Below are 18343 nucleotides of genomic sequence, written 5' to 3' on the forward strand. Positions count from 1 at the left end.
CATATCATTCACTATAATAACATAAAAAAGCACCTGCTTAACGTATTAAGCACGGTGCTTTTTATAAGATATTATAATGCTGGTATCATCAACTTATGTTGACAATGAAGCATGAAGAATATTATTTTTCTTCTTCGTCTTCTTTAGATTCGCCTACAACTTCTGGCTCTTGAGTTTGTGCTTCGCCTTCCATTGCTTCGATTTCTTCTTCAGTTGGTTCTTCAGTCGGAGCTACTACTGTAACTACTGAATCAGTAGCTTCGTTTTCGATAGTAAAATCACCTGAAATTTTAATATCTTCAACTGAAATACTGTCATTAATTTCTAATTCGCTGATTTCAACTTCGATTGCTTCAGGAATATTGTCTGGAGTAGCTGTAACTTCAAGGTTGAATAATGGTTGTTCAACCACGCCGCCTTCTTTAGTACCTACTGCTTCACCAATTAAATGAACAGGTACTTCAACAGTACGTTCTTCAGTCATATTGATTGCTAAGAAGTCAATGTGAGTGATTTGGTTTTTAAGTGGGTCGAATTGGTAGTCTGAAACCATTACTTTAATTGATTTAGAGCCTACGCCTAATTCGATAACACCGTTACGTCCAACTTCACGGATAACTTTAATAAATGCTACTTCGTCTACTTTAACTGAAGTATTTTTTGTACCATAACCGTAAACAATCGCAGGTACTTTACCAGTATTTCTTAGTGTTTTAAGGTCTGAACGTGTTTGTTTACCTTGACGAATAATTGACTTTAATGCAGCCATATTCATTTTCCACCTTTCATTTTGCTCAAATAAGAGCCCCTCACTTGCCCATCAACATGATGTTGCTTGCAAGCGTTTATTTTGCTCGTGAATTCACGAACGAAGTCATTATACATTTATATAATGTATTAGTCAAATAGCACACTAACAGATTCGCGTTCGTAAACACGAATAATTGCTTGTGCCAATAAACCAGCTACAGATAACTCTTTCGTATTGCTTGGTTTACGCGTTTCATCTAATTGAATTGAATTTGTTACGATTAGTTCTTTGATTGCTGAATTTTCAATGCGTTCTTTAGCTGGACCTGATAATACAGGGTGTGTACAACAAGCATATACATCTTTTGCACCTTTGTCTTTTAGTGCTTGAGCTGCCAATGTGATTGTTCCTGCTGTATCAATGATATCGTCAATAATAATAGCCGTACGCCCTTCTATTTCGCCAACAATGTTCATCACTTCTGCAACATTTGGTTTTGGACGACGTTTATCAATAATAGCAATCGGTGATTTAAGTATATCTGCAAGTTTACGTGCTCTTGTTACGCCGCCGTGGTCTGGAGAGACTACAACACACTCTTCAAGATCAATACCTGATTCATTCTTGAAGTATTCTGCTAAGATTGGCACACCCATTAAGTGGTCAATTGGCATATCGAAGAAACCTTGGATTTGAGGTGCATGTAAATCTAACGCAATCATACGATCTGCGCCTGCAGTTTCAATTAAGTTTGCTACAAGTTTAGCAGTAATTGGTTCACGACTACGTGCTTTTCTATCTTGACGGGCATAACCATAATATGGAACAACTATATTGATATTAGCTGCTGATGCACGTCTACAAGCATCAACCATAATTAATAATTCCATCAAGTGTAAATTTACAGGGTTTGATGTAGGTTGAATAATAAATACATCACAACCACGAATACTTTCCTCTATGTTGATTTGAATTTCTCCATCGCTGAAACGTTTTACTGAACATTTTCCTAGTTCTATTCCAACATGATCTGCTACTTCTTGGGCTAAAGGCTCATTACCTTTTAAAGAAAATATTTTCAAAGCAGAATTCTTATACTCATTGTTTAACATTTATAGTCCTCCAATTAATTCATTCAATTAGTTTTCATTTAAAGACAAGCGCAAACTTACATTGTTTATCAATATAAAGCATTTTGTGGTTAACAAGTTATTCAATTACATTAAGTTTAACAGTTCAAGCATGCATGTCTAAACATATACCTTTTATTTCTTTAAATAACCTTCTTTGGTTGTTTGTCTCGCTCTCGCTAATGCTAAACTGTCTTCTGGTACACTATCAGTGATTGTAGAGCCTGCAGCAATTAAAGAACGCTCGCCTAACGTGATAGGTGCTACTAGATTAGTATTGCAACCTATAAACGAATCATCACCGATAATTGTCTTGAATTTGTTAATGCCATCATAGTTTACTGTGATTGAACCACAGCCAAGATTTACACGTTCGCCTATTTCTGCATCACCAATATAACTCAAATGAGGTAATTTAGCTCCTGCTTTCACGACTGATTTCTTAACTTCAACAAAGTTGCCTACTTTCACTTTTTTGCCTAGGTCTGTACCTGGACGAAGTTGCGCAAACGGACCAATTATCGCATCATCATCAACCATTGCTTCATTGATCACTGAATGTTTAATTGTAACATTATCACCTATTTTACTATTTGTGATTTCTGTATATTGACCTACTATTGTCTCTTCTCCAATTTCACTATGGCCTGCAAGTTTAACTCCTGGTTCTATAATTGTGTCTTCTCCAATAATTACATCTGCACCGATATAAGTATTTGATGGGTCCACAATTGTTACACCATTTTTCATATGAAATTCGTTGATGCGTTTTCTATATGCCTTTTCCGCTTCACTTAACATCACTCGATCATTTACGCCCATAATTTCTTCAAAATCATTCGTATGGTAAATGCCAACTGCGCCTTTATCTTCTAAAATTAATGAAAGTACATCAGGTAAGTAGTATTCGCCCTGTACATTATTGTTATTCACCAACTCTAACTTCTCAAATAGTATTTGATTATCAAATGCGAAAATACCTGAACTAATTTCATTAATTTGTTGTTCTGTATCTGTTGCATCTTTTTGTTCAACTATTTTAACTAATTGATTGTCTGCATCACGTATAATTCGGCCATAACCAAATGGATTCACCGCTGTAGCTGTTAATACAGTAGCTTGTGCTTGGTTATTTTCGTGATGTTCAATTAAAGATTTAAGTGTTTCTGTTGTAATTAATGGTGTATCTCCACAAACTACTAACGTTGTGCCTTGTTTATCATCTAAATGTTCACTAGCCATCTTAACGGCATGAGCAGTACCTAATTGTTCTTCTTGAAAACTATAAAGCGACGTCTCACCTAACGTTTCCTTCACGCTTTCTGCGCCATGTCCAACGATTGTTACAAGTTGTTCTACGCCAGATTGTTTAACGTTATCCACGACATGTTCAATCATTGATTTGCCTGCGACATCATGTAGTACTTTGTATTTCTTTGATTTCATACGTGTACCCTTACCAGCTGCGAGTACTATTGCATGTCTTTGCATGTATGTTAACCCTCCATTAAAATATACACTTCTTTATTATTATAATTTAACGCTAGTCACACTTTCAAGGCTCAAAGTGTCAATGTTTTTTATTAAAGCGTTTTTTATTACGATTGTTAAAAATAAAGTGCAATGTATTTGTCATCTATTTAGGTTTTTAAAACCGTTTCATTTCCTGAAGTGATTTTGCTTATTATTGATAATTTCCAACATATTATTATGAATGAAACATACGCCCTTACTTCTTTATGTAATTGTTTCATTCATAATAATATAGTTAACTAAAAACATGTAACTTTAGGTTATTTATTCTAAATTTCAAAATTATAATTTTTGTCACCTTTACATTTTATAAATAATTTTAATATTTTATATTTTAGTCACGCTTACATAAATAAAGAAGATTGAATCTCCCAGTTTTAGAAATTCAATCTTCTTTAAAACGATATTAAATTCATTATAATAATCTCAAATAATTAAATTAAGCTTCCTCATTAGTATCTTCTGATGATTGAGCATTTTTATCAGGGATGACCTCATCAGTTTCTTCATATACTTTCATCACAGCATCCTGTATTTCTTGTCTCATTTCTGAATTAATCGGATGAGCGATATCTCGGAATTCACCATCTGGTGTACGTTTACTTGGCATTGCGACGAATAGACCTGTGTTGCCTTCAATAACGCGTAAATCATGTACCACAAATGATTCATCTAAAGTGATTGAAACAAGCGCTTTCATTCTTCCGTCTGTTTGTATTTTTCTAAGTCTTACATCTGTCACTTTCATGTAGTGAGCCCCCCATAGTATCTCTTTGTTAGAAGCTTAACAATTTTATTAAAAATTATAAATCCTTACTTCACTTTTGCAATTACTTCTATTTCTACTTTAACATCTTTAGGCAGCCTCGCTACCTCAACACAGCTTCTCGCAGGTTGATGATGATCAAAATATTTGCCGTAAACTTCATTTATATTTTGAAATTCATTCATATCAGCAATAAAAATAGTAGCTTTTATAACCGAATCCATGTCTGATCCAGCTTGATCTAGTACAACTTTTAAATTTTCTAAGACTTGTGTCGTCTGTTCTTTTACATCATCGCTAACAATATCTCCATTTAAATTTAATGGGATTTGCCCAGATGTGAATACTAGACCATTTACTTCTGTTGCATGTGAGTATGGTCCTAATGCTTCCGGTGCTTTGGTTGTATTAATCGTCTTCATGATGTCGTAATCGCTCCTTTAAGAAAATTTAGTTAAACTGTTGCCTTTCTCCACTTTAAATTCCTGATTGTATTCATCTACATCAGATAATCTAACTAAGGAAGTATAATCTTCAATTAATCTTTGTTTAACTTCTTTTGATTCTACTAGTACCGATACCCCTTTCACATGTGCTTTAAACTCGTTCATCAAATTCATCACACCATTGATCGATCCACCTGCGCGCATAAAATCATCTACTACAAGCACATTAGAATTCTCTGGTAATGTTCTCTTAGATAGCACCATTGTTTCAATTTTACGAGAAGATCCTGACACATAATTGATAGATACCGTAGATCCTTCAGTCACTTTGTTATCTTTTCGGATAACAACTACTGGTAAATTCAATACGTTAGCTACTGAATTGGCAAGAGAGATACCTTTAGTAGCAATCGTAACGATTGCATCTAATTCCTCATCCATATAAAGTGTAGCAATCAGTTTTCCCACACGGTTAAGTAACGTCGGGTCCCCCATTAAATCAGATAAGAATAAATACCCTCCTGGTAGCAAACGATTCTTCTCTTGGAGTTGTGCAATAACATCATCAATGACTTCACTCGCTTCATCTTTACTCATTTCTGGTTTATACGTTACACCGCCACTAGCACCAGCTGTGGTAATCACTGTCCCTAACCTTTCTTTTTGGAACGTGGTTTTAATAATTTGAACATCTTCACTTATAGATGATTTCGCTTGTTTAAATTTTTGTACGAAATAAGTTAATGGTATCAATTTATTGGGGTTATTCATCAAGTATTGTGTCATATAGACAATTCGTTCACTTCTTTTATAGCGCATTTAACTCATCCCTTCTCACTAGCCTAATAATCTTACTATATACACTTCATTACAACAGCCATTGACCGCATTGTAAACATGTCTTGCCTGACGTTCCTTTTGTGTTAGTGCATAAACAGACGGGCCGCTTCCACTCATAACAGCACCATCTGCACCATTTTCTAACATATTTTCTTTGATTTTTAAAATCTCACTATGCATCTTACCTGAGACAGGTTCCAATCGGTTGGAAAGACTTTTGCAAAGTAATTCATAATCCCCTGAAATTAAAGCTGATTTGCAAGTTGTCGTATCAACATGATGTGACTTATTTAAATCTAACTTTTTGAAGATACTCGGAGAAGATATACCTAAATTTGGTTTTGCCACAACAACCCATGCTGCTGGAGGTTTATTTAGAAACGTAATACGTTCACCTTTACCTCTGCATAATGCTGTTTTACCAAAAATACAAAAAGGGATATCTGTGCCTATCTCAATACCAAGCTCACACAACTCATTTAACGGTCTATTTAGCTCATACAGGCGATTCATCCCTCTCATCGTAGCTGCAGCGTCAGTAGAGCCTCCTGCAAGCCCTGCTGACACCGGTATGTTCTTATCTATAGTAATTGTAATACCTTGCTTTAAATTATAAGTTCTTTTCATTAATTCTGCAGCTTTATACGCTAAGTTTTTATTATTGGAGGGAACGTAAGTTTGCTCTACATCAACAACTATTTTTTTGTCATTGCGCAGTTCAAATGACAAGCGATCATTTAAATCAATCGTCGTCATAATCATTTCAACTTCATGAAAACCATCATCTCGTTTAAAGAGTGTATCCAGCGTTAAATTAATCTTTGCCGGAGCTGTTTCATAAATCATATTCCCACCCTCTTCCAATTCGATATGGTAATAAAATGATTTTAACATATTGTTATAGTTGCATTGTCTGTTTTTAAAAACTTATTTTCGATATTTTGATGAATATTTTTATAAATATACATTTAACTATATTGGACAATAAATCATTTCTTAATTTACTATTCTACAATATAGTACGTCTCTATTAAACTTATATCCATTTCCTGCACCATAAATTGTGACACAGAAAAAGGTATGTTGGCGAAGTTACACCAACATACCTTTTTCATTTAATGATCTTAATATTAAAGTTTAAATTAAAAAGTATGACTCCTAAGAGACAAACTTTATTTATATCACTTTTATTTAGTGTGCAATTGCTTCTTGCTGATTATCATCTTCAAAAGAAACTTGTACGTTTTCAGTTAAAACGTCAGCGTATGTATAAGATACACGCTCAAAGTTGTAAATTTCTTGATCAAGTTCGACAATGAAAACAGAAGGGTACGTTTCTTTTAACACACCACTACGCTCAATTGTTTTCTTACGACCACCATTCGCTTTAAGTACGATTCGGTTTCCTAATTGACAATCAAGTGAATTTTTGATGTCTCCAATAGATTTTGGCATATTGCTCCACCTCGCTACAAGTTGTATAATAACACAAATCGCGAGCTTTTGTCAAACAAAACATCAATTTTAGCAATGTAACTCAAGCTTGTCAATAATTTAAAATGCTAATTCTGTGAAATTTTTCAATTCATTATATAATTTTGCAAATTCTTTTATTGTAAGCGTTTCTCCACGTCTTCTTGGATCTATGCCACTTGTTTCTAACCATTTTTTAATAATTTCTTTGTTTACTTTACCATCTACAAACAAACTTTGATAGTTGTTGCTGATAGTTTTTCGTCTTTGGCTAAATGCAGCTTTTGTCATTTTGAAAAATTTATCTTCGTTATCTATATATACTTCTGGCGTCTGACGCTTCATCAATTTTACAACAATTGAATCTACATTTGGTGGTGGTAAGAAGACAGTCTTCGGCACTGTTAACACTTTACTTGTTTCAGTATAGTATTGGGTAACAATTGAAAGTGATCCATAAGCTTTTGTACCAACTTGTGCATTCAATCTTTCACCAACTTCTTTCTGCATCATAACCACGTACCCGTCGATAGGTAAGCTTTGTTGCATTAAATTTAATAATATCGGAGTTGTAATATAATATGGCAAGTTAGCAACCACCATGATATTGTCACAATCTGCTAAATGCTCTGTGACATAATGCGCAATATCAGCTTTTAATATATCTTCATTTATAATTTCCACGTTATCATATGGCCCCATTGTATCTTTCAACACTGGTATCAAACGTTGATCAATTTCAAACGCAACAACTTTCTTCGCATTTTTAGCTAATTGCTCTGTGAGTGAACCCATACCAGGCCCTATTTCTATAATACCTGTATTTTTACCTATATCACTAGCATCGATAATTTTTTGTATGATGTTAACGTCAATTAAGAAGTTTTGGCCTAAACTCTTTTTAAAATTAAAACCATATTGATTGAGCAATGCTTTTGTACGGGATGGTGTAGCAACATCTTTAATATCCACTTATCATTCACTTCCTTCATCATCACTTAATGCATTTCTAACATCTTCTTCAGTATAGCCAAACGCATTGAGCTTATTTATTAATTGTTTGCCATTAGAATGTCCTATATGTAGCTCACGCCCAAGTATTTCTCTTTTTTTGCGTGCATCTTTGCCAATTATTAATCCTAAATCAATTAAAACTGATTTACTGATTGTTTCATATCCTTCTTCGAATGGTGTACTCACATTCATCAAGGCATCTTTAATATCTGCAAGTTGTGCATGTTCCACACCGATTTTGCCTCGTTTACTTTTAGCTTTTTCTCTGTCGATATATGCGTGTTTTACGCCTGGTATATGTTTTTGAATTGTATTACGTATTTTATCACCCGGGAAATCAGGGTCTGTTAATACAATTACACCTCTAGTTTCAAATGCTTGTGCTATAACACTTAAAGTTTGTTCGTTAATCGCACTCCCATTTGTTTCAATCGTATCACATTCTACTGCTCTTTTAACACGTTCCGTATCGTCTCTACCTTCTACTACAATAAATTCGTTAATCTTCATTTATTGTTACACCTTTCATCACTTTAATTCGATTTTAGATAAAAATAAAAAAGGTATCGTCGTAAATAATGGTTACTACTTAGCATTTACTCTGCAAACTAAGCCCTATTTCAGACCGATACCTTTTTGTAATGTGCCTATGCTTTTAATTTAAACAATCGTTCTGCATTTTCAGTTGTTTGCTTGCAAACTTCCTCATAACTTACACCACGTAATTCAGCAATTTGTTCTGCAACCAATGTCACACGGACAGGTTCATTTCTTTTGCCTCTATAAGGATGTGGAGATAAGAATGGTGCATCCGTTTCAACTAATAATCGATCAAATGGAACATGTTTTGCTACTTCTTTAGGTTGTTTCGCATTTTTAAAAGTAACTGGACCACCTAAAGATACATAGAAATTCAATTTGTTAATTACATCATCTGCAATTTCAGGAGAAGCGCTGAAACTGTGCATAATACCGCCAATTTCTTCAGCATGCTCCTCTTTTAGAATATCTATACAATCTTGCGTTGCTTCCCTATTGTGAATAATAATTGGTAAATTGACGCGTTTTGCCAATGCGATTTGTTTTCTAAATAATGCTTGTTGCACATCTTTAGGCGACTTATCCCAATGATAATCTAATCCCGTTTCACCTATACCGATCACTTTAGGATGTTCTGCAAGTTTTTCTATCCATTCTAATCGTTCCTCTGTACAATCAACCGCATCTACAGGGTGCCATCCAATAATGCCATAGATAAATTCGTATTGGTCAATCAGTTCCATCGTACGTTCGACTGTTGGTGTATCAAATCCAACAACAAACATTCGATCTACACCGTTGTCTCTCGCACGTTCAATGACCGCTTCTAAATCTTCATCATATTGTTCTGCATTTAAATGAACATGTGTATCGATAAGCATGTTATACCGCTCCCTTAATTTGTGATTACTTAATTATTGCACCATTTGGAATTGCATTTGGTAAACTTACAAGCGTCAGTACGCCATCTTTTTCAGCAGATAAAATCATACCTTCAGATTTTCTACCCATTAATTTGGCAGGTTTTAAGTTTGTTACAACTGCTACTTTTTTACCTATAATATCTTCTGGTTGATAGTATTTTGCAATGCCTGAAACGATTTGACGTTGTTCACTATCTAAATCGACTTGGATTTTCAATAATTTATCAGATTTTTTAACTTGTTCAGCATCCATAATCGTAGCAGCTTTAATTTCTACTTTATCAAAGTCTTTGATGTCAATTTGGGGCTTACTAGGTACTTCTTCTTCGGTTTCTTCTGAAACTTCTGCCGTTTTTTCTGGCTGCATAGATTGTTTAATATAATCGATTTCAACATCACTATCTAAACGTGGGAAGATAGGTTGTGGTTTATCAATAACAACAATTGGTGAAGTTAAGGCACCATACTGTTTCACACTATCAAATTCATATAATTCAGTTGACTTAATATTCAACTGCTCAAAAATTTGTTTTGGCGCATGTGTAAGAAATGGTCTTAATAACACTGCTACAATACGAATGTTTTCTACTAAATGAGCCATTACGTTACTTAGCATGTCTTTTTGACTCTCATCTTTAGCTAATACCCACGGTGATGTTTCGTCAATATATTTATTAGTACGGCTGATTAATTTCCACACCGTTGACAGTGCTACTGAGAATTGTAAATCGTCCATATTCTCATGGAAGGTCTTCACTGTGTCTATCGCCATTTGTTCCATATCTTCATCCAACTCATGTTTTGGACCTTGATATGCTGGTAATTCACCACCAAAGTATTTATTAACCATAGAAATTGTACGATTAACTAAATTACCTAAGTCATTCGCTAAATCATAATTTGTACGTTCAACGAATCCTTCTGGCGTAAAGACGCCATCAGAACCAAATGGTAATTCGCGCATTAAATAATAACGCGTAGCATCTAGACCATAACGATCTATAAGTACATTAGGATCGACTACATTACCTTTAGATTTACTCATTTTGCCATCTTTCATAAGAATCCAGCCATGAGCAAAGACTTTCTTAGGAAGTGGTACATCTAATGCCATCAACAAGATCGGCCAGATAATTGAGTGGAAACGCACAATTTCCTTCGCCATGATATGAATATCTGCTGGCCAATATTTTTTGAATAAGCTATCATCATCTGATAAGTAGCCTAATGAAGAAATATAGTTCACAAGCGCATCAATCCAGACGTAAACGACGTGTTTAGGATTTGATTTCACGTGGATGCCCCAATCGAATGATGTACGTGAAACTGCCAAATCTTCTAACCCTGGTTTGATGAAATTGTTAATCATTTCATTTTTACGTGAAGGTGGTTGAATAAAATCAGGATTTTCATCGTAAAATTCTAATAAACGATCTGTATATTTAGATAAATTAAAGAAATAACTTTCCTCTTTAACTAATTCTACTTCGTGACCTGAGTCTGGACTTTTACCGCCAACGATTTCACCATTTTCAAATATTGGATCCACTAACTGCGTCTCGGTATAATATGTTTCATCTGGTACAGAATACCAACCCTCATATTCACCAAGATAAATATCTTCTTGCGCTAATAAACGTTCAAATATTTGTTCTACGACTTCTTTATGTCGCGCTTCTGTTGTACGAATAAAATCATCGTTTGAGATTTCTAATTTATTCCATAAGTCTTTAATACCAGCAATCATTTCATCCAAATATTCTAATTCAGATTTCCCAGCTTTTTGTGCTTTTTCTTGTATTTTTTGACCATGTTCATCCGTCCCTGTTAAATAACGAACATCATAGCCTTGCATTCTTTTATAACGTGCGATTACATCACCAGCTGTTGTTGTATATGCATGACCGATATGTAAATTCCCACTTGGATAATATATTGGTGTAGTGATATAAAATGTTTCTTTCGCCATCAATGTTCCTCCTCGTTTCCTACGCTTTAAATATATCTAAATTCATTTTTCATCAATAAAACAGATATATGTTTTTATTTCATTTTCTAATTTAACCATTTTTAAAATGATATGGATAGATTACTATTCATATCGAACTTTTCATGACTTAATTCTGCTAAAATTTTAATATGATTAATAATCTCTATCTTGTCTACATTACCATAAATCACGCGTGTTATGGGAGTTTTTCAACTCATTTTTCTTTATTAAACATGATTTTATCCTACAAAAGTTCTTCCCTTTATCTTCGAAACTTTATCCTAAGAATAATCAATTCGACTTTGCTTAATTATTGGAAACCTCATGATAAATATCATAAACTTCACCAGTCTTCATATGACGCATTTCAGCAACTTGTTTAATTGCAGCTTTAGGCTTCATATTTTCATTTATATAATAATTCACATGTGCTTGTATCGACATATCTTCAAACCATGATGTATCTTCTTCAGCGATAGCACCTTCAATGACTACGACAAATTCACCTTTAGTTGGGATACGATTTTCATTAAGCTGGTTTAGCAATTCTCCAACTTCTCCTGTGACAATTTGCTCAAACTTTTTAGTTAATTCTCTACCCAGTGAAACTTTTCTAGTTTCATCTACTTTTTGAATTGTTTTTAACGTCTCTTTCACACGATGTGGGGATTCATAAATAATCAGAGTGCTATCTTCAAACATACGTTTCTCTAAAATATCTAATTTTTGTTTTTCTTTTCGTGGCAAAAAGCCTAAAAATGTATAAGTAAATGATGGTAGCCCACTTGCCATCAGTGCGGTCAATCCAGCATTAGGTCCTGGTACAGTTTCCACTCTAATTTCATTTGCTCTCGCTGCAACTACAAGCTCATATCCGGGATCGCTAATCAATGGCAAGCCTGCATCCGACACAAGTGCTATGCTAACATCTTGCTGTAGTTGTTCTATTAGGTAATCCGTTTGTTGTTCCTTATTGTGATCATGATAGGATTTCAGAGGTGCTTGAATATCATAATGTGCACATAACTTTTTAGTTACTCTTGTATCTTCACAAGCAATCAAATCCACTGATCTTAAAATGTCTACAGCTCTATATGTAATATCTGCTAAATTCCCTATGGGTGTTCCTACTAAATATAATGTCGCCATTAGCTATCCCTCGCTTATTAATACTAATTTTTGTTGCCTAGAATACGTTTTTATTTCATATTCTCGTTTTAAAGCTTCTGATTTCGTATCAAACATTTCTTGATAAACTAACTCTACTGGACGTCTTATTTTAGTATATTTGGCACCTTGTCCCTTATTATGCTTTTCTACTCTTTTTTCTATATCTTTTGCATAACCAGTATATAAACTGCCATCTTTACACTTAACAATGTATATATAATGTTTATCCATAATATATTTCGCTCATTTCTTTAGTGTAGGTTCCATCACTATTATATATGTAAAATGGTGTTTGAATATCTAGTCCTTGATTACCACCTTTTCTACCTTCAACAACAATTGTTTGAGCAACTTTACCTTGCTTACTATAAATGAAATAAAGTTTCTTAGGTTCAATTTGGTAATCTCTCATATAGCTTAAGACATCCATTAGACGTTCCGCTCGATGTACCATTACAAAGCGCCCGCCCTGTTTCAGTAAATGTCTTGCTGCAAAACAGCAATCCTCTAATGTACACATAATTTCATGTCGTGCTATCTTATGTGCTTCTTTCTGATGTTGGAACGCTTGATTCTCTTTAAAGTACGGTGGGTTACAAGTAATAAGACTATATTTCGCTGGACTAAACTGTTTGTGTGCCTCTTTCAAATCCAGATGATGCATCTGAATTCTACTTTCTAAACCGTTATATGCAATACTGCGTTGTGCCATATCTACGAGTTGTTGCTGTATTTCAATTCCATCTATAGCTTGCTGTCCTTTATCAGAAAGTAATAATGCTATCACACCATTACCAGAACACAAATCCATGATTGTATCCTGTTTTTTTACTTTTGTGAAATGTGCAAGTAGTAAAGCATCTGTTGAAAAGGAAAATACATCATCATTTTGAATAATTTCTAGTTTTTCTTTAATTAAATAGTCTAACCTTTCATTTTCCATATGCATATTCATTATATCCTCCAAAAAAAGGACGAGACTGCGATGCTTAATAACCAAGCCTATCGCTACATCTCATCCTCAATCACATTTCATCCATATTGTTTTATAGGCAATTTCGTTCTTTAATTATTCACTCAGCACTTCTAAACAAAATAAACAGTCGTCGCCTTTTCTATGTTTTCCGAATAACTCACCATTACAAATATGAAAACCCTCTTTATAAAGCATCGCTAAATTATCTTTACTACGAAGTGGTCGCTTGTATGGTGCTTTATGACCACTTTCTATTTTTCTTGGTTTTTCTTCTTTATCTATTAAAGTTTTTAGATTTTCATTCTCTATTTGTAAGGCTACATTTTCCTCTATGAGTTCGACAGTAAGATTTTTCAAATTAACCATATCACCATTGATTTGATTAATATTTTCTTCTAAATGTGCTAACTTTTCAAATATCTCGCTTCGGTTCAATGTTGTAACGGCCTCCTAATTAAATGTTTCTAATTCTTCCATTTTATATTCTAGTGGTTGCTCTAGGCCTTCCACTTTAATTTGCATAGAAACGTCTAAAATATTTAGCCCTATCACTTTACCATTACCTTCTGGTGTTTCAATCGGATCACCAACATCAGGTAATTGTGCACGTGCTTCCTCATAATAATCATTTTCATACTTGAGACAACACATCAAACGTCCACAAGCTCCCGAAATTTTAGTTGGATTTAAAGATAAATTCTGATCCTTAGCCATTTTTATAGATACTGGTTCAAAATCACCTAAAAATGTTGAACAACATAAAGAACGTCCACATGGTCCAATGCCACCCAATAATTTCGCTTCGTCTCTAACGCCAATCTGTCTTAGTTCAATACGTGTTTTTAACTTCTGTGCTAAGACTTTCACTAGTTTTCTAAAATCAACTCGCTCATCTGAAGTGAAATTAAATATGACTTTTGATTTATCTAATGTGAATTCGCAGTTAACCAAACGCATTTCTAATTGTTGTTGTTGAATTGTATCTTTACACAAATCCAAAGCTTCTTTTGCAGCTTGCTCATTTTGTTCATATCTGACTAAGTCTTCTTCAGTAGCCATACGTACGATTTCTTTTAATGGTAGTGTTACATCTTGATCCGCAACATTTAAAGGTTCGTATTTTACGCGACCCATTTCTAAACCTCTTTTAGACTCTACTACTACCCAGTCACCTACAGTTAAATTAAAATGTTGAGGCGAATAATACTCCATTTTTCCTGATTTTTGAAAATCAATTCCTACTACATTTTGCATAATTAATTCACCCCTTTTATTACGATTTGCTCAAACACTAAAGTTGGGTTTACATTTTGATTCAACTTTTTATGTGCTTCTGTTATTTGATCATACATCAAAATAATTTGATTATATGTTAGTTTTTTCGTATATTCTTGTACATCGACTTGTAAATCTTGATATATCATATCATCAGTCATCCCTACTTTAGCATGCATAACATCTTGAAAGAAACCATTAACTGCAGATAGTGCGAGTATTTGTAACCTTCTATTTTTTGCCTGTTTCAATAAATCTACAATAGCAATCAATGCCATAGGTCGATTTGTTAAAAGTAATTGGCACCATTTAATAATACTTTTACGTAGTGCCATTAAATCTGCTTCTTCGTTAAGTGAAATTGCCGTTTCAATTTGCGTGGTATATGTACTTAATAATTCAGCTACTGGACGAGAAACATCGCGGTCTACTAATCTATTTATAAAATTGGCTTTATTAATAGGTTTAAAGTAAACATGCTGACATCTCGAATGTATTGTGTCTAAGATTTGCTCTGGTTTCGTAGTTAATAAGATGGCGATGGTATTTTCAGGTGGTTCCTCTAAAAATTTCAAAATGCTATTTTCACCTTGTATTGTTAACTTTTCAAAGGATTCAATAATATATACTTTATAGTCTCCTTCAATTGGTAATTGATTCATATGATGCAATAATTGCTCTATTTGATCTTTCTTTATTGTAGTCTCTTCAGAGGATATATACATAAAATCAGGATGATTAAATGTTTCTACCTTTAACTGACATTGATTGTCTTGATCACATAAAATAAGTTTCGTAAAATCAATAGCGACTTGTTGCATAGTCTGACCATCATCACCCTCAAATAAATAAGCATGTGATAGTTTATTTGATTGATAGGCTTTTGTCAGTCTTTCTCGTTCATCCATTATAAAGTTACTCCTTTATATAAAAAGGCTGCTTATATATAGTCACCCTACAAAAAACATTCCAAAAGACCACCATAGGTACATCACTTTTGCTAAACGTAATTTGAGAGGCTACTATATTAAGCAACCATGATTTTAGAATTGATGGAAAGTTTCAACAGGCATTACAAATACCGTTGCTCCTCCTACTTCCACTTCAACCGGATACGGTATATAAGAATCTGCACTGCCACCCATCGGTGTAATAGGTGATACAAGTTGCTCTCTGTTACCACATGTATCATTGATAACTTTCAACATCTCATCCACGCGATCATCTTCAACACCAGATAAGAACGTAGTATTACCAGCCCTTAAAAATCCACCAGTGGTTGCAAGTTTTGTTGCTCTAAAATTATGCTTAACAAGTTTTTCCGACAGTTCCTGACTATCCTGATCTTGTACGATTGCTATAATCATTTTCATACTAAACACCTCTTCCAAGTATTATATCATAATTTTTCTAAGTATTTGATGATAGATTCATACGTCGTATTTACTACTTCTTCTATACCTCGATTTGCGTCAATCACAATAAAACGTTTAGACTCATTATGAATAATTTTCTTATAACCTTCAACTACTTTTTCATGAAATATTACATCTTCTTGATCTAAGCGATTTTGATTTCGTTGATTTTTTAGTATTCTATCACGACCTATCTCCACACTCACATCAAGGTAAATCGTTCTATTTGGATATAAACCATTGATTGCAAATTCATTAATAGATTTCACTTCTTCTATTCCTATACCCCGTGCATAACCTTGATAAGCTAATGAACTATCTATATAACGATCACATAATACTAACTTACCTTCTTCTAATGAGGGTATGACTTTACCAACAAGATGCTCACGTCTTGATGCCGCAAATAACAGCGCTTCTGTACGCTCATCCATATCGTCACCTTCAAGCAATACTTCACGTATTTGCTCTCCAGTTTTAACCCCACCAGGCTCTCTAGTGAGTACAACATCATACTCTGTTTCTAACCGTTTTGCCACTTGTTGAATGACTGTAGTTTTACCTGAACCTTCGGGGCCCTCAAAAGTTATAAAAGCTGACATTTTATTCATCCTTAATTTCTATTTTATAATTTTTAATTCCTTCTACTCTTATCTTATTATCATACCAATAATTCATTAATTTTATCATATTTTCTGTAATTTTTTCTCCTTTAAACATGACAGGGATACCAGGAGGATATGGGACGATATTTGTTGCTAAAACTTTATTTTTAGTATGGCTAATAGTGACACTTTTTGTATCAACTATATCACCCGCTTGGTATGTACCTTCTTCAGTTCTAAACGCTGATTGAGCAAGTGTTTGCGTCTCTCTCACTTCCAACTCAATCTGTCGTATTCTTTCTATTAATAAATCAAATGGATACGCGTCCCCCTCATGCCATAAAGGCAAAACGAATAATACCTGATGTTCATCAGCAAGTTCAACATAAATATCTTTAGCTTCAAAATACTTCTGTAATTCAAAACCAGTATAACCATTACAGCGTATATTCAATTTCAGTGAATCTTCAACCGTAACTACTTCAGCTCCAATTTCTTTTAACGCTTGAATTAATTGGCTTCTTTTTTTAAAAAAGAGAGTACTGTTATAATCTTTATAAAATTGATGTGCTAATTCCAAACTAGTCATTAATAGATACGAAGGACTAGAAGATTGAAAATATGATAAATATCTAATGACTTTTTCCCGTTGTGGAGCATTCTTATGAATGAATATAATAGAACTCATCGTTAACGCTGGTAACGATTTATGATACGATTGCACCACGTAATCCGCGCCCATATTTAAAGTAGAACTTGGAAAGCCTTCCAAATCAAAGTGGGCGCCGTGTGCTTCATCTATTAACACAGGTATATTCTGTTCTTTTAGATATTTGATAGCAGTAGATACATCAAAGCATTCACCATAATAATTAGGATATGTAAGTACAGCTAATTTAGTTTGTTGTATTTGAGAAAGAAATGTATCTAAATTCGGACCTAAATATTGGTTCGTTTTTTTGCTCATTGTCATTTCCAATAATTGACACTGTTCTGATGTTAAATCTAAAGCATGGAATACAGATTTATGTGCATTTCGTACTATTGAATAATGTCCATGTTGCCCTGAAAACCCTTGGATTACTGATAAAATACCAGATGTAGTCCCATTGATTAAATAATACGCGTCATAATCAGGATGTTTCTCTATACCTTCCATACTTTGTGCTATTACTTCTTCAGGATGATGCAAATCATCTAATTCTGTAATCTCAGTCATATCCATTTTAAAATTCAGGTGTTCTAAATAACCAATTGTCATATTTTTATGTCCAGGTACATGCATCGAAATCGAATTTCTATTTAGTATATCCTTAAGTTTATTAGTTAATGGTAATGTCATATGTATCCTCGCTTTTCAAGCAATAATTTCAACTCTCATAATTCATTATATTTTAACATATAACATACTCCATTTCGTTTAAGAATTTAAAAGTGTCCAAGGTCAAATGTATCTCATATAAAAAAGTTACTTTTTAAAAAGCTATACTCAAGTA

Annotated in this window: 21 protein-coding genes; all 21 read right to left on the reverse strand. The window is 33.8% G+C overall.

Features of this window, described 5'->3' with window-relative positions:
• Nucleotides 1-121: 121 nt before the first annotated feature.
• Nucleotides 122-769 (reverse strand): 50S ribosomal protein L25/general stress protein Ctc, encoded by a 648-nt coding sequence (locus M4L39_RS13915; RefSeq protein WP_277582527.1) that lies wholly within the window; start codon nt 767-769, stop codon nt 122-124.
• 128 nt (nt 770-897) lie between these two features.
• Nucleotides 898-1863, reverse strand: a complete 966-nt coding sequence (locus tag M4L39_RS13920; protein ID WP_002508743.1) for a ribose-phosphate diphosphokinase — start codon at nt 1861-1863, stop codon at nt 898-900.
• A gap of 153 nt (nt 1864-2016) precedes the next feature.
• The gene (gene glmU, locus M4L39_RS13925; RefSeq protein ID WP_277582528.1) at nt 2017-3372 is read right to left on the reverse strand and encodes a bifunctional UDP-N-acetylglucosamine diphosphorylase/glucosamine-1-phosphate N-acetyltransferase GlmU; all 1356 of its coding nucleotides are present in this window, start codon (nt 3370-3372) and stop codon (nt 2017-2019) included.
• Nucleotides 3373-3853: 481 nt separating this feature from the next.
• Nucleotides 3854-4162: a septation regulator SpoVG gene (gene spoVG / locus M4L39_RS13930; RefSeq protein WP_002508741.1), complete on the reverse strand. Its 309-nt coding sequence runs from the start codon at nt 4160-4162 to the stop codon at nt 3854-3856.
• Nucleotides 4163-4227: 65 nt separating this feature from the next.
• Complete coding sequence (locus tag M4L39_RS13935; protein ID WP_277582529.1) at nt 4228-4602, reverse strand: RidA family protein; 375 nt, start codon at nt 4600-4602, stop codon at nt 4228-4230.
• Between the two features lie 18 nt (nt 4603-4620).
• Entirely contained in the window at nt 4621-5445 is an 825-nt protein-coding gene (gene purR / locus M4L39_RS13940) for a pur operon repressor (protein ID WP_277582530.1), read from the reverse strand.
• A gap of 18 nt (nt 5446-5463) precedes the next feature.
• The gene (ispE, locus tag M4L39_RS13945; protein ID WP_277582531.1) at nt 5464-6312 is read right to left on the reverse strand and encodes a 4-(cytidine 5'-diphospho)-2-C-methyl-D-erythritol kinase; all 849 of its coding nucleotides are present in this window, start codon (nt 6310-6312) and stop codon (nt 5464-5466) included.
• Nucleotides 6313-6657: 345 nt separating this feature from the next.
• The gene (gene veg / locus M4L39_RS13950; protein WP_002508737.1) at nt 6658-6921 is read right to left on the reverse strand and encodes a biofilm formation stimulator Veg; all 264 of its coding nucleotides are present in this window, start codon (nt 6919-6921) and stop codon (nt 6658-6660) included.
• Between the two features lie 99 nt (nt 6922-7020).
• Nucleotides 7021-7911: a 16S rRNA (adenine(1518)-N(6)/adenine(1519)-N(6))-dimethyltransferase RsmA gene (gene rsmA, locus M4L39_RS13955; RefSeq protein WP_277582532.1), complete on the reverse strand. Its 891-nt coding sequence runs from the start codon at nt 7909-7911 to the stop codon at nt 7021-7023.
• A 3-nt stretch (nt 7912-7914) separates the two neighbouring features.
• Nucleotides 7915-8463, reverse strand: a complete 549-nt coding sequence (rnmV, locus tag M4L39_RS13960; RefSeq protein ID WP_277582533.1) for a ribonuclease M5 — start codon at nt 8461-8463, stop codon at nt 7915-7917.
• A gap of 137 nt (nt 8464-8600) precedes the next feature.
• Nucleotides 8601-9374 carry a TatD family hydrolase gene (locus M4L39_RS13965; RefSeq protein ID WP_277582534.1) on the reverse strand — a complete coding sequence of 258 codons (774 nt, stop codon included), beginning with the start codon at nt 9372-9374 and terminating at the stop codon, nt 8601-8603.
• Nucleotides 9375-9399: 25 nt separating this feature from the next.
• Nucleotides 9400-11385 (reverse strand): methionine--tRNA ligase, encoded by a 1986-nt coding sequence (gene metG / locus M4L39_RS13970; RefSeq protein ID WP_277582535.1) that lies wholly within the window; start codon nt 11383-11385, stop codon nt 9400-9402.
• Nucleotides 11386-11712: 327 nt separating this feature from the next.
• Nucleotides 11713-12555, reverse strand: a complete 843-nt coding sequence (rsmI, locus tag M4L39_RS13975; RefSeq protein ID WP_277582536.1) for a 16S rRNA (cytidine(1402)-2'-O)-methyltransferase — start codon at nt 12553-12555, stop codon at nt 11713-11715.
• A gap of 3 nt (nt 12556-12558) precedes the next feature.
• Nucleotides 12559-12807 carry a GIY-YIG nuclease family protein gene (locus M4L39_RS13980; RefSeq protein WP_002508731.1) on the reverse strand — a complete coding sequence of 83 codons (249 nt, stop codon included), beginning with the start codon at nt 12805-12807 and terminating at the stop codon, nt 12559-12561.
• Nucleotides 12800-13525: a tRNA1(Val) (adenine(37)-N6)-methyltransferase gene (locus M4L39_RS13985; RefSeq protein ID WP_277582542.1), complete on the reverse strand. Its 726-nt coding sequence runs from the start codon at nt 13523-13525 to the stop codon at nt 12800-12802. Before M4L39_RS13985 ends, M4L39_RS13980 begins: the two co-directional genes overlap by 8 nt.
• Before the next feature lie 120 nt (nt 13526-13645).
• Nucleotides 13646-13987 (reverse strand): DNA replication initiation control protein YabA, encoded by a 342-nt coding sequence (yabA, locus tag M4L39_RS13990; RefSeq protein ID WP_277582537.1) that lies wholly within the window; start codon nt 13985-13987, stop codon nt 13646-13648.
• Nucleotides 13988-14002: 15 nt separating this feature from the next.
• A complete protein-coding gene (locus tag M4L39_RS13995; protein WP_277582538.1) occupies nt 14003-14806 on the reverse strand; it encodes a PSP1 domain-containing protein in 804 nt (267 codons plus the stop codon).
• 2 nt (nt 14807-14808) lie between these two features.
• Entirely contained in the window at nt 14809-15735 is a 927-nt protein-coding gene (locus tag M4L39_RS14000; RefSeq protein ID WP_277582539.1) for a DNA polymerase III subunit delta' C-terminal domain-containing protein, read from the reverse strand.
• 135 nt (nt 15736-15870) lie between these two features.
• Nucleotides 15871-16200 carry a cyclic-di-AMP receptor gene (locus tag M4L39_RS14005; RefSeq protein WP_277582540.1) on the reverse strand — a complete coding sequence of 110 codons (330 nt, stop codon included), beginning with the start codon at nt 16198-16200 and terminating at the stop codon, nt 15871-15873.
• A gap of 26 nt (nt 16201-16226) precedes the next feature.
• Complete coding sequence (tmk, locus tag M4L39_RS14010; protein ID WP_277582543.1) at nt 16227-16844, reverse strand: dTMP kinase; 618 nt, start codon at nt 16842-16844, stop codon at nt 16227-16229.
• Nucleotide 16845: 1 nt separating this feature from the next.
• On the reverse strand, nt 16846-18189 hold the full coding sequence (locus M4L39_RS14015; protein WP_277582541.1) for a lysine decarboxylase: 1344 nt from the start codon (nt 18187-18189) through the stop codon (nt 16846-16848).
• Between the last annotated feature and the right edge of the window lie 154 nt (nt 18190-18343).

This window comes from Staphylococcus equorum (assembly GCF_029531845.1).
Classification (GTDB): domain Bacteria; phylum Bacillota; class Bacilli; order Staphylococcales; family Staphylococcaceae; genus Staphylococcus; species Staphylococcus equorum_C.

What these genes read in the sequence shown, in the direction of transcription:
- M4L39_RS13915 (WP_277582527.1), bottom strand. Translation starts at nt 769, where the DNA reads ATGGCTGCATTAAAGTCAATTATTCGTCAAGGTAAACAAACACGTTCA.
- M4L39_RS13920 (WP_002508743.1), bottom strand. Translation starts at nt 1,863, where the DNA reads ATGTTAAACAATGAGTATAAGAATTCTGCTTTGAAAATATTTTCTTTA.
- glmU (WP_277582528.1), bottom strand. Translation starts at nt 3,372, where the DNA reads ATGCAAAGACATGCAATAGTACTCGCAGCTGGTAAGGGTACACGTATG.
- spoVG (WP_002508741.1), bottom strand. Translation starts at nt 4,162, where the DNA reads ATGAAAGTGACAGATGTAAGACTTAGAAAAATACAAACAGACGGAAGA.
- M4L39_RS13935 (WP_277582529.1), bottom strand. Translation starts at nt 4,602, where the DNA reads ATGAAGACGATTAATACAACCAAAGCACCGGAAGCATTAGGACCATAC.
- purR (WP_277582530.1), bottom strand. Translation starts at nt 5,445, where the DNA reads ATGCGCTATAAAAGAAGTGAACGAATTGTCTATATGACACAATACTTG.
- ispE (WP_277582531.1), bottom strand. Translation starts at nt 6,312, where the DNA reads ATGATTTATGAAACAGCTCCGGCAAAGATTAATTTAACGCTGGATACA.
- veg (WP_002508737.1), bottom strand. Translation starts at nt 6,921, where the DNA reads ATGCCAAAATCTATTGGAGACATCAAAAATTCACTTGATTGTCAATTA.
- rnmV (WP_277582533.1), bottom strand. Translation starts at nt 8,463, where the DNA reads ATGAAGATTAACGAATTTATTGTAGTAGAAGGTAGAGACGATACGGAA.
- M4L39_RS13965 (WP_277582534.1), bottom strand. Translation starts at nt 9,374, where the DNA reads ATGCTTATCGATACACATGTTCATTTAAATGCAGAACAATATGATGAA.
- metG (WP_277582535.1), bottom strand. Translation starts at nt 11,385, where the DNA reads ATGGCGAAAGAAACATTTTATATCACTACACCAATATATTATCCAAGT.
- rsmI (WP_277582536.1), bottom strand. Translation starts at nt 12,555, where the DNA reads ATGGCGACATTATATTTAGTAGGAACACCCATAGGGAATTTAGCAGAT.
- M4L39_RS13980 (WP_002508731.1), bottom strand. Translation starts at nt 12,807, where the DNA reads ATGGATAAACATTATATATACATTGTTAAGTGTAAAGATGGCAGTTTA.
- M4L39_RS13985 (WP_277582542.1), bottom strand. Translation starts at nt 13,525, where the DNA reads ATGCATATGGAAAATGAAAGGTTAGACTATTTAATTAAAGAAAAACTA.
- M4L39_RS13995 (WP_277582538.1), bottom strand. Translation starts at nt 14,806, where the DNA reads ATGCAAAATGTAGTAGGAATTGATTTTCAAAAATCAGGAAAAATGGAG.
- M4L39_RS14000 (WP_277582539.1), bottom strand. Translation starts at nt 15,735, where the DNA reads ATGGATGAACGAGAAAGACTGACAAAAGCCTATCAATCAAATAAACTA.
- M4L39_RS14005 (WP_277582540.1), bottom strand. Translation starts at nt 16,200, where the DNA reads ATGAAAATGATTATAGCAATCGTACAAGATCAGGATAGTCAGGAACTG.
- tmk (WP_277582543.1), bottom strand. Translation starts at nt 16,844, where the DNA reads ATGTCAGCTTTTATAACTTTTGAGGGCCCCGAAGGTTCAGGTAAAACT.
- M4L39_RS14015 (WP_277582541.1), bottom strand. Translation starts at nt 18,189, where the DNA reads ATGACATTACCATTAACTAATAAACTTAAGGATATACTAAATAGAAAT.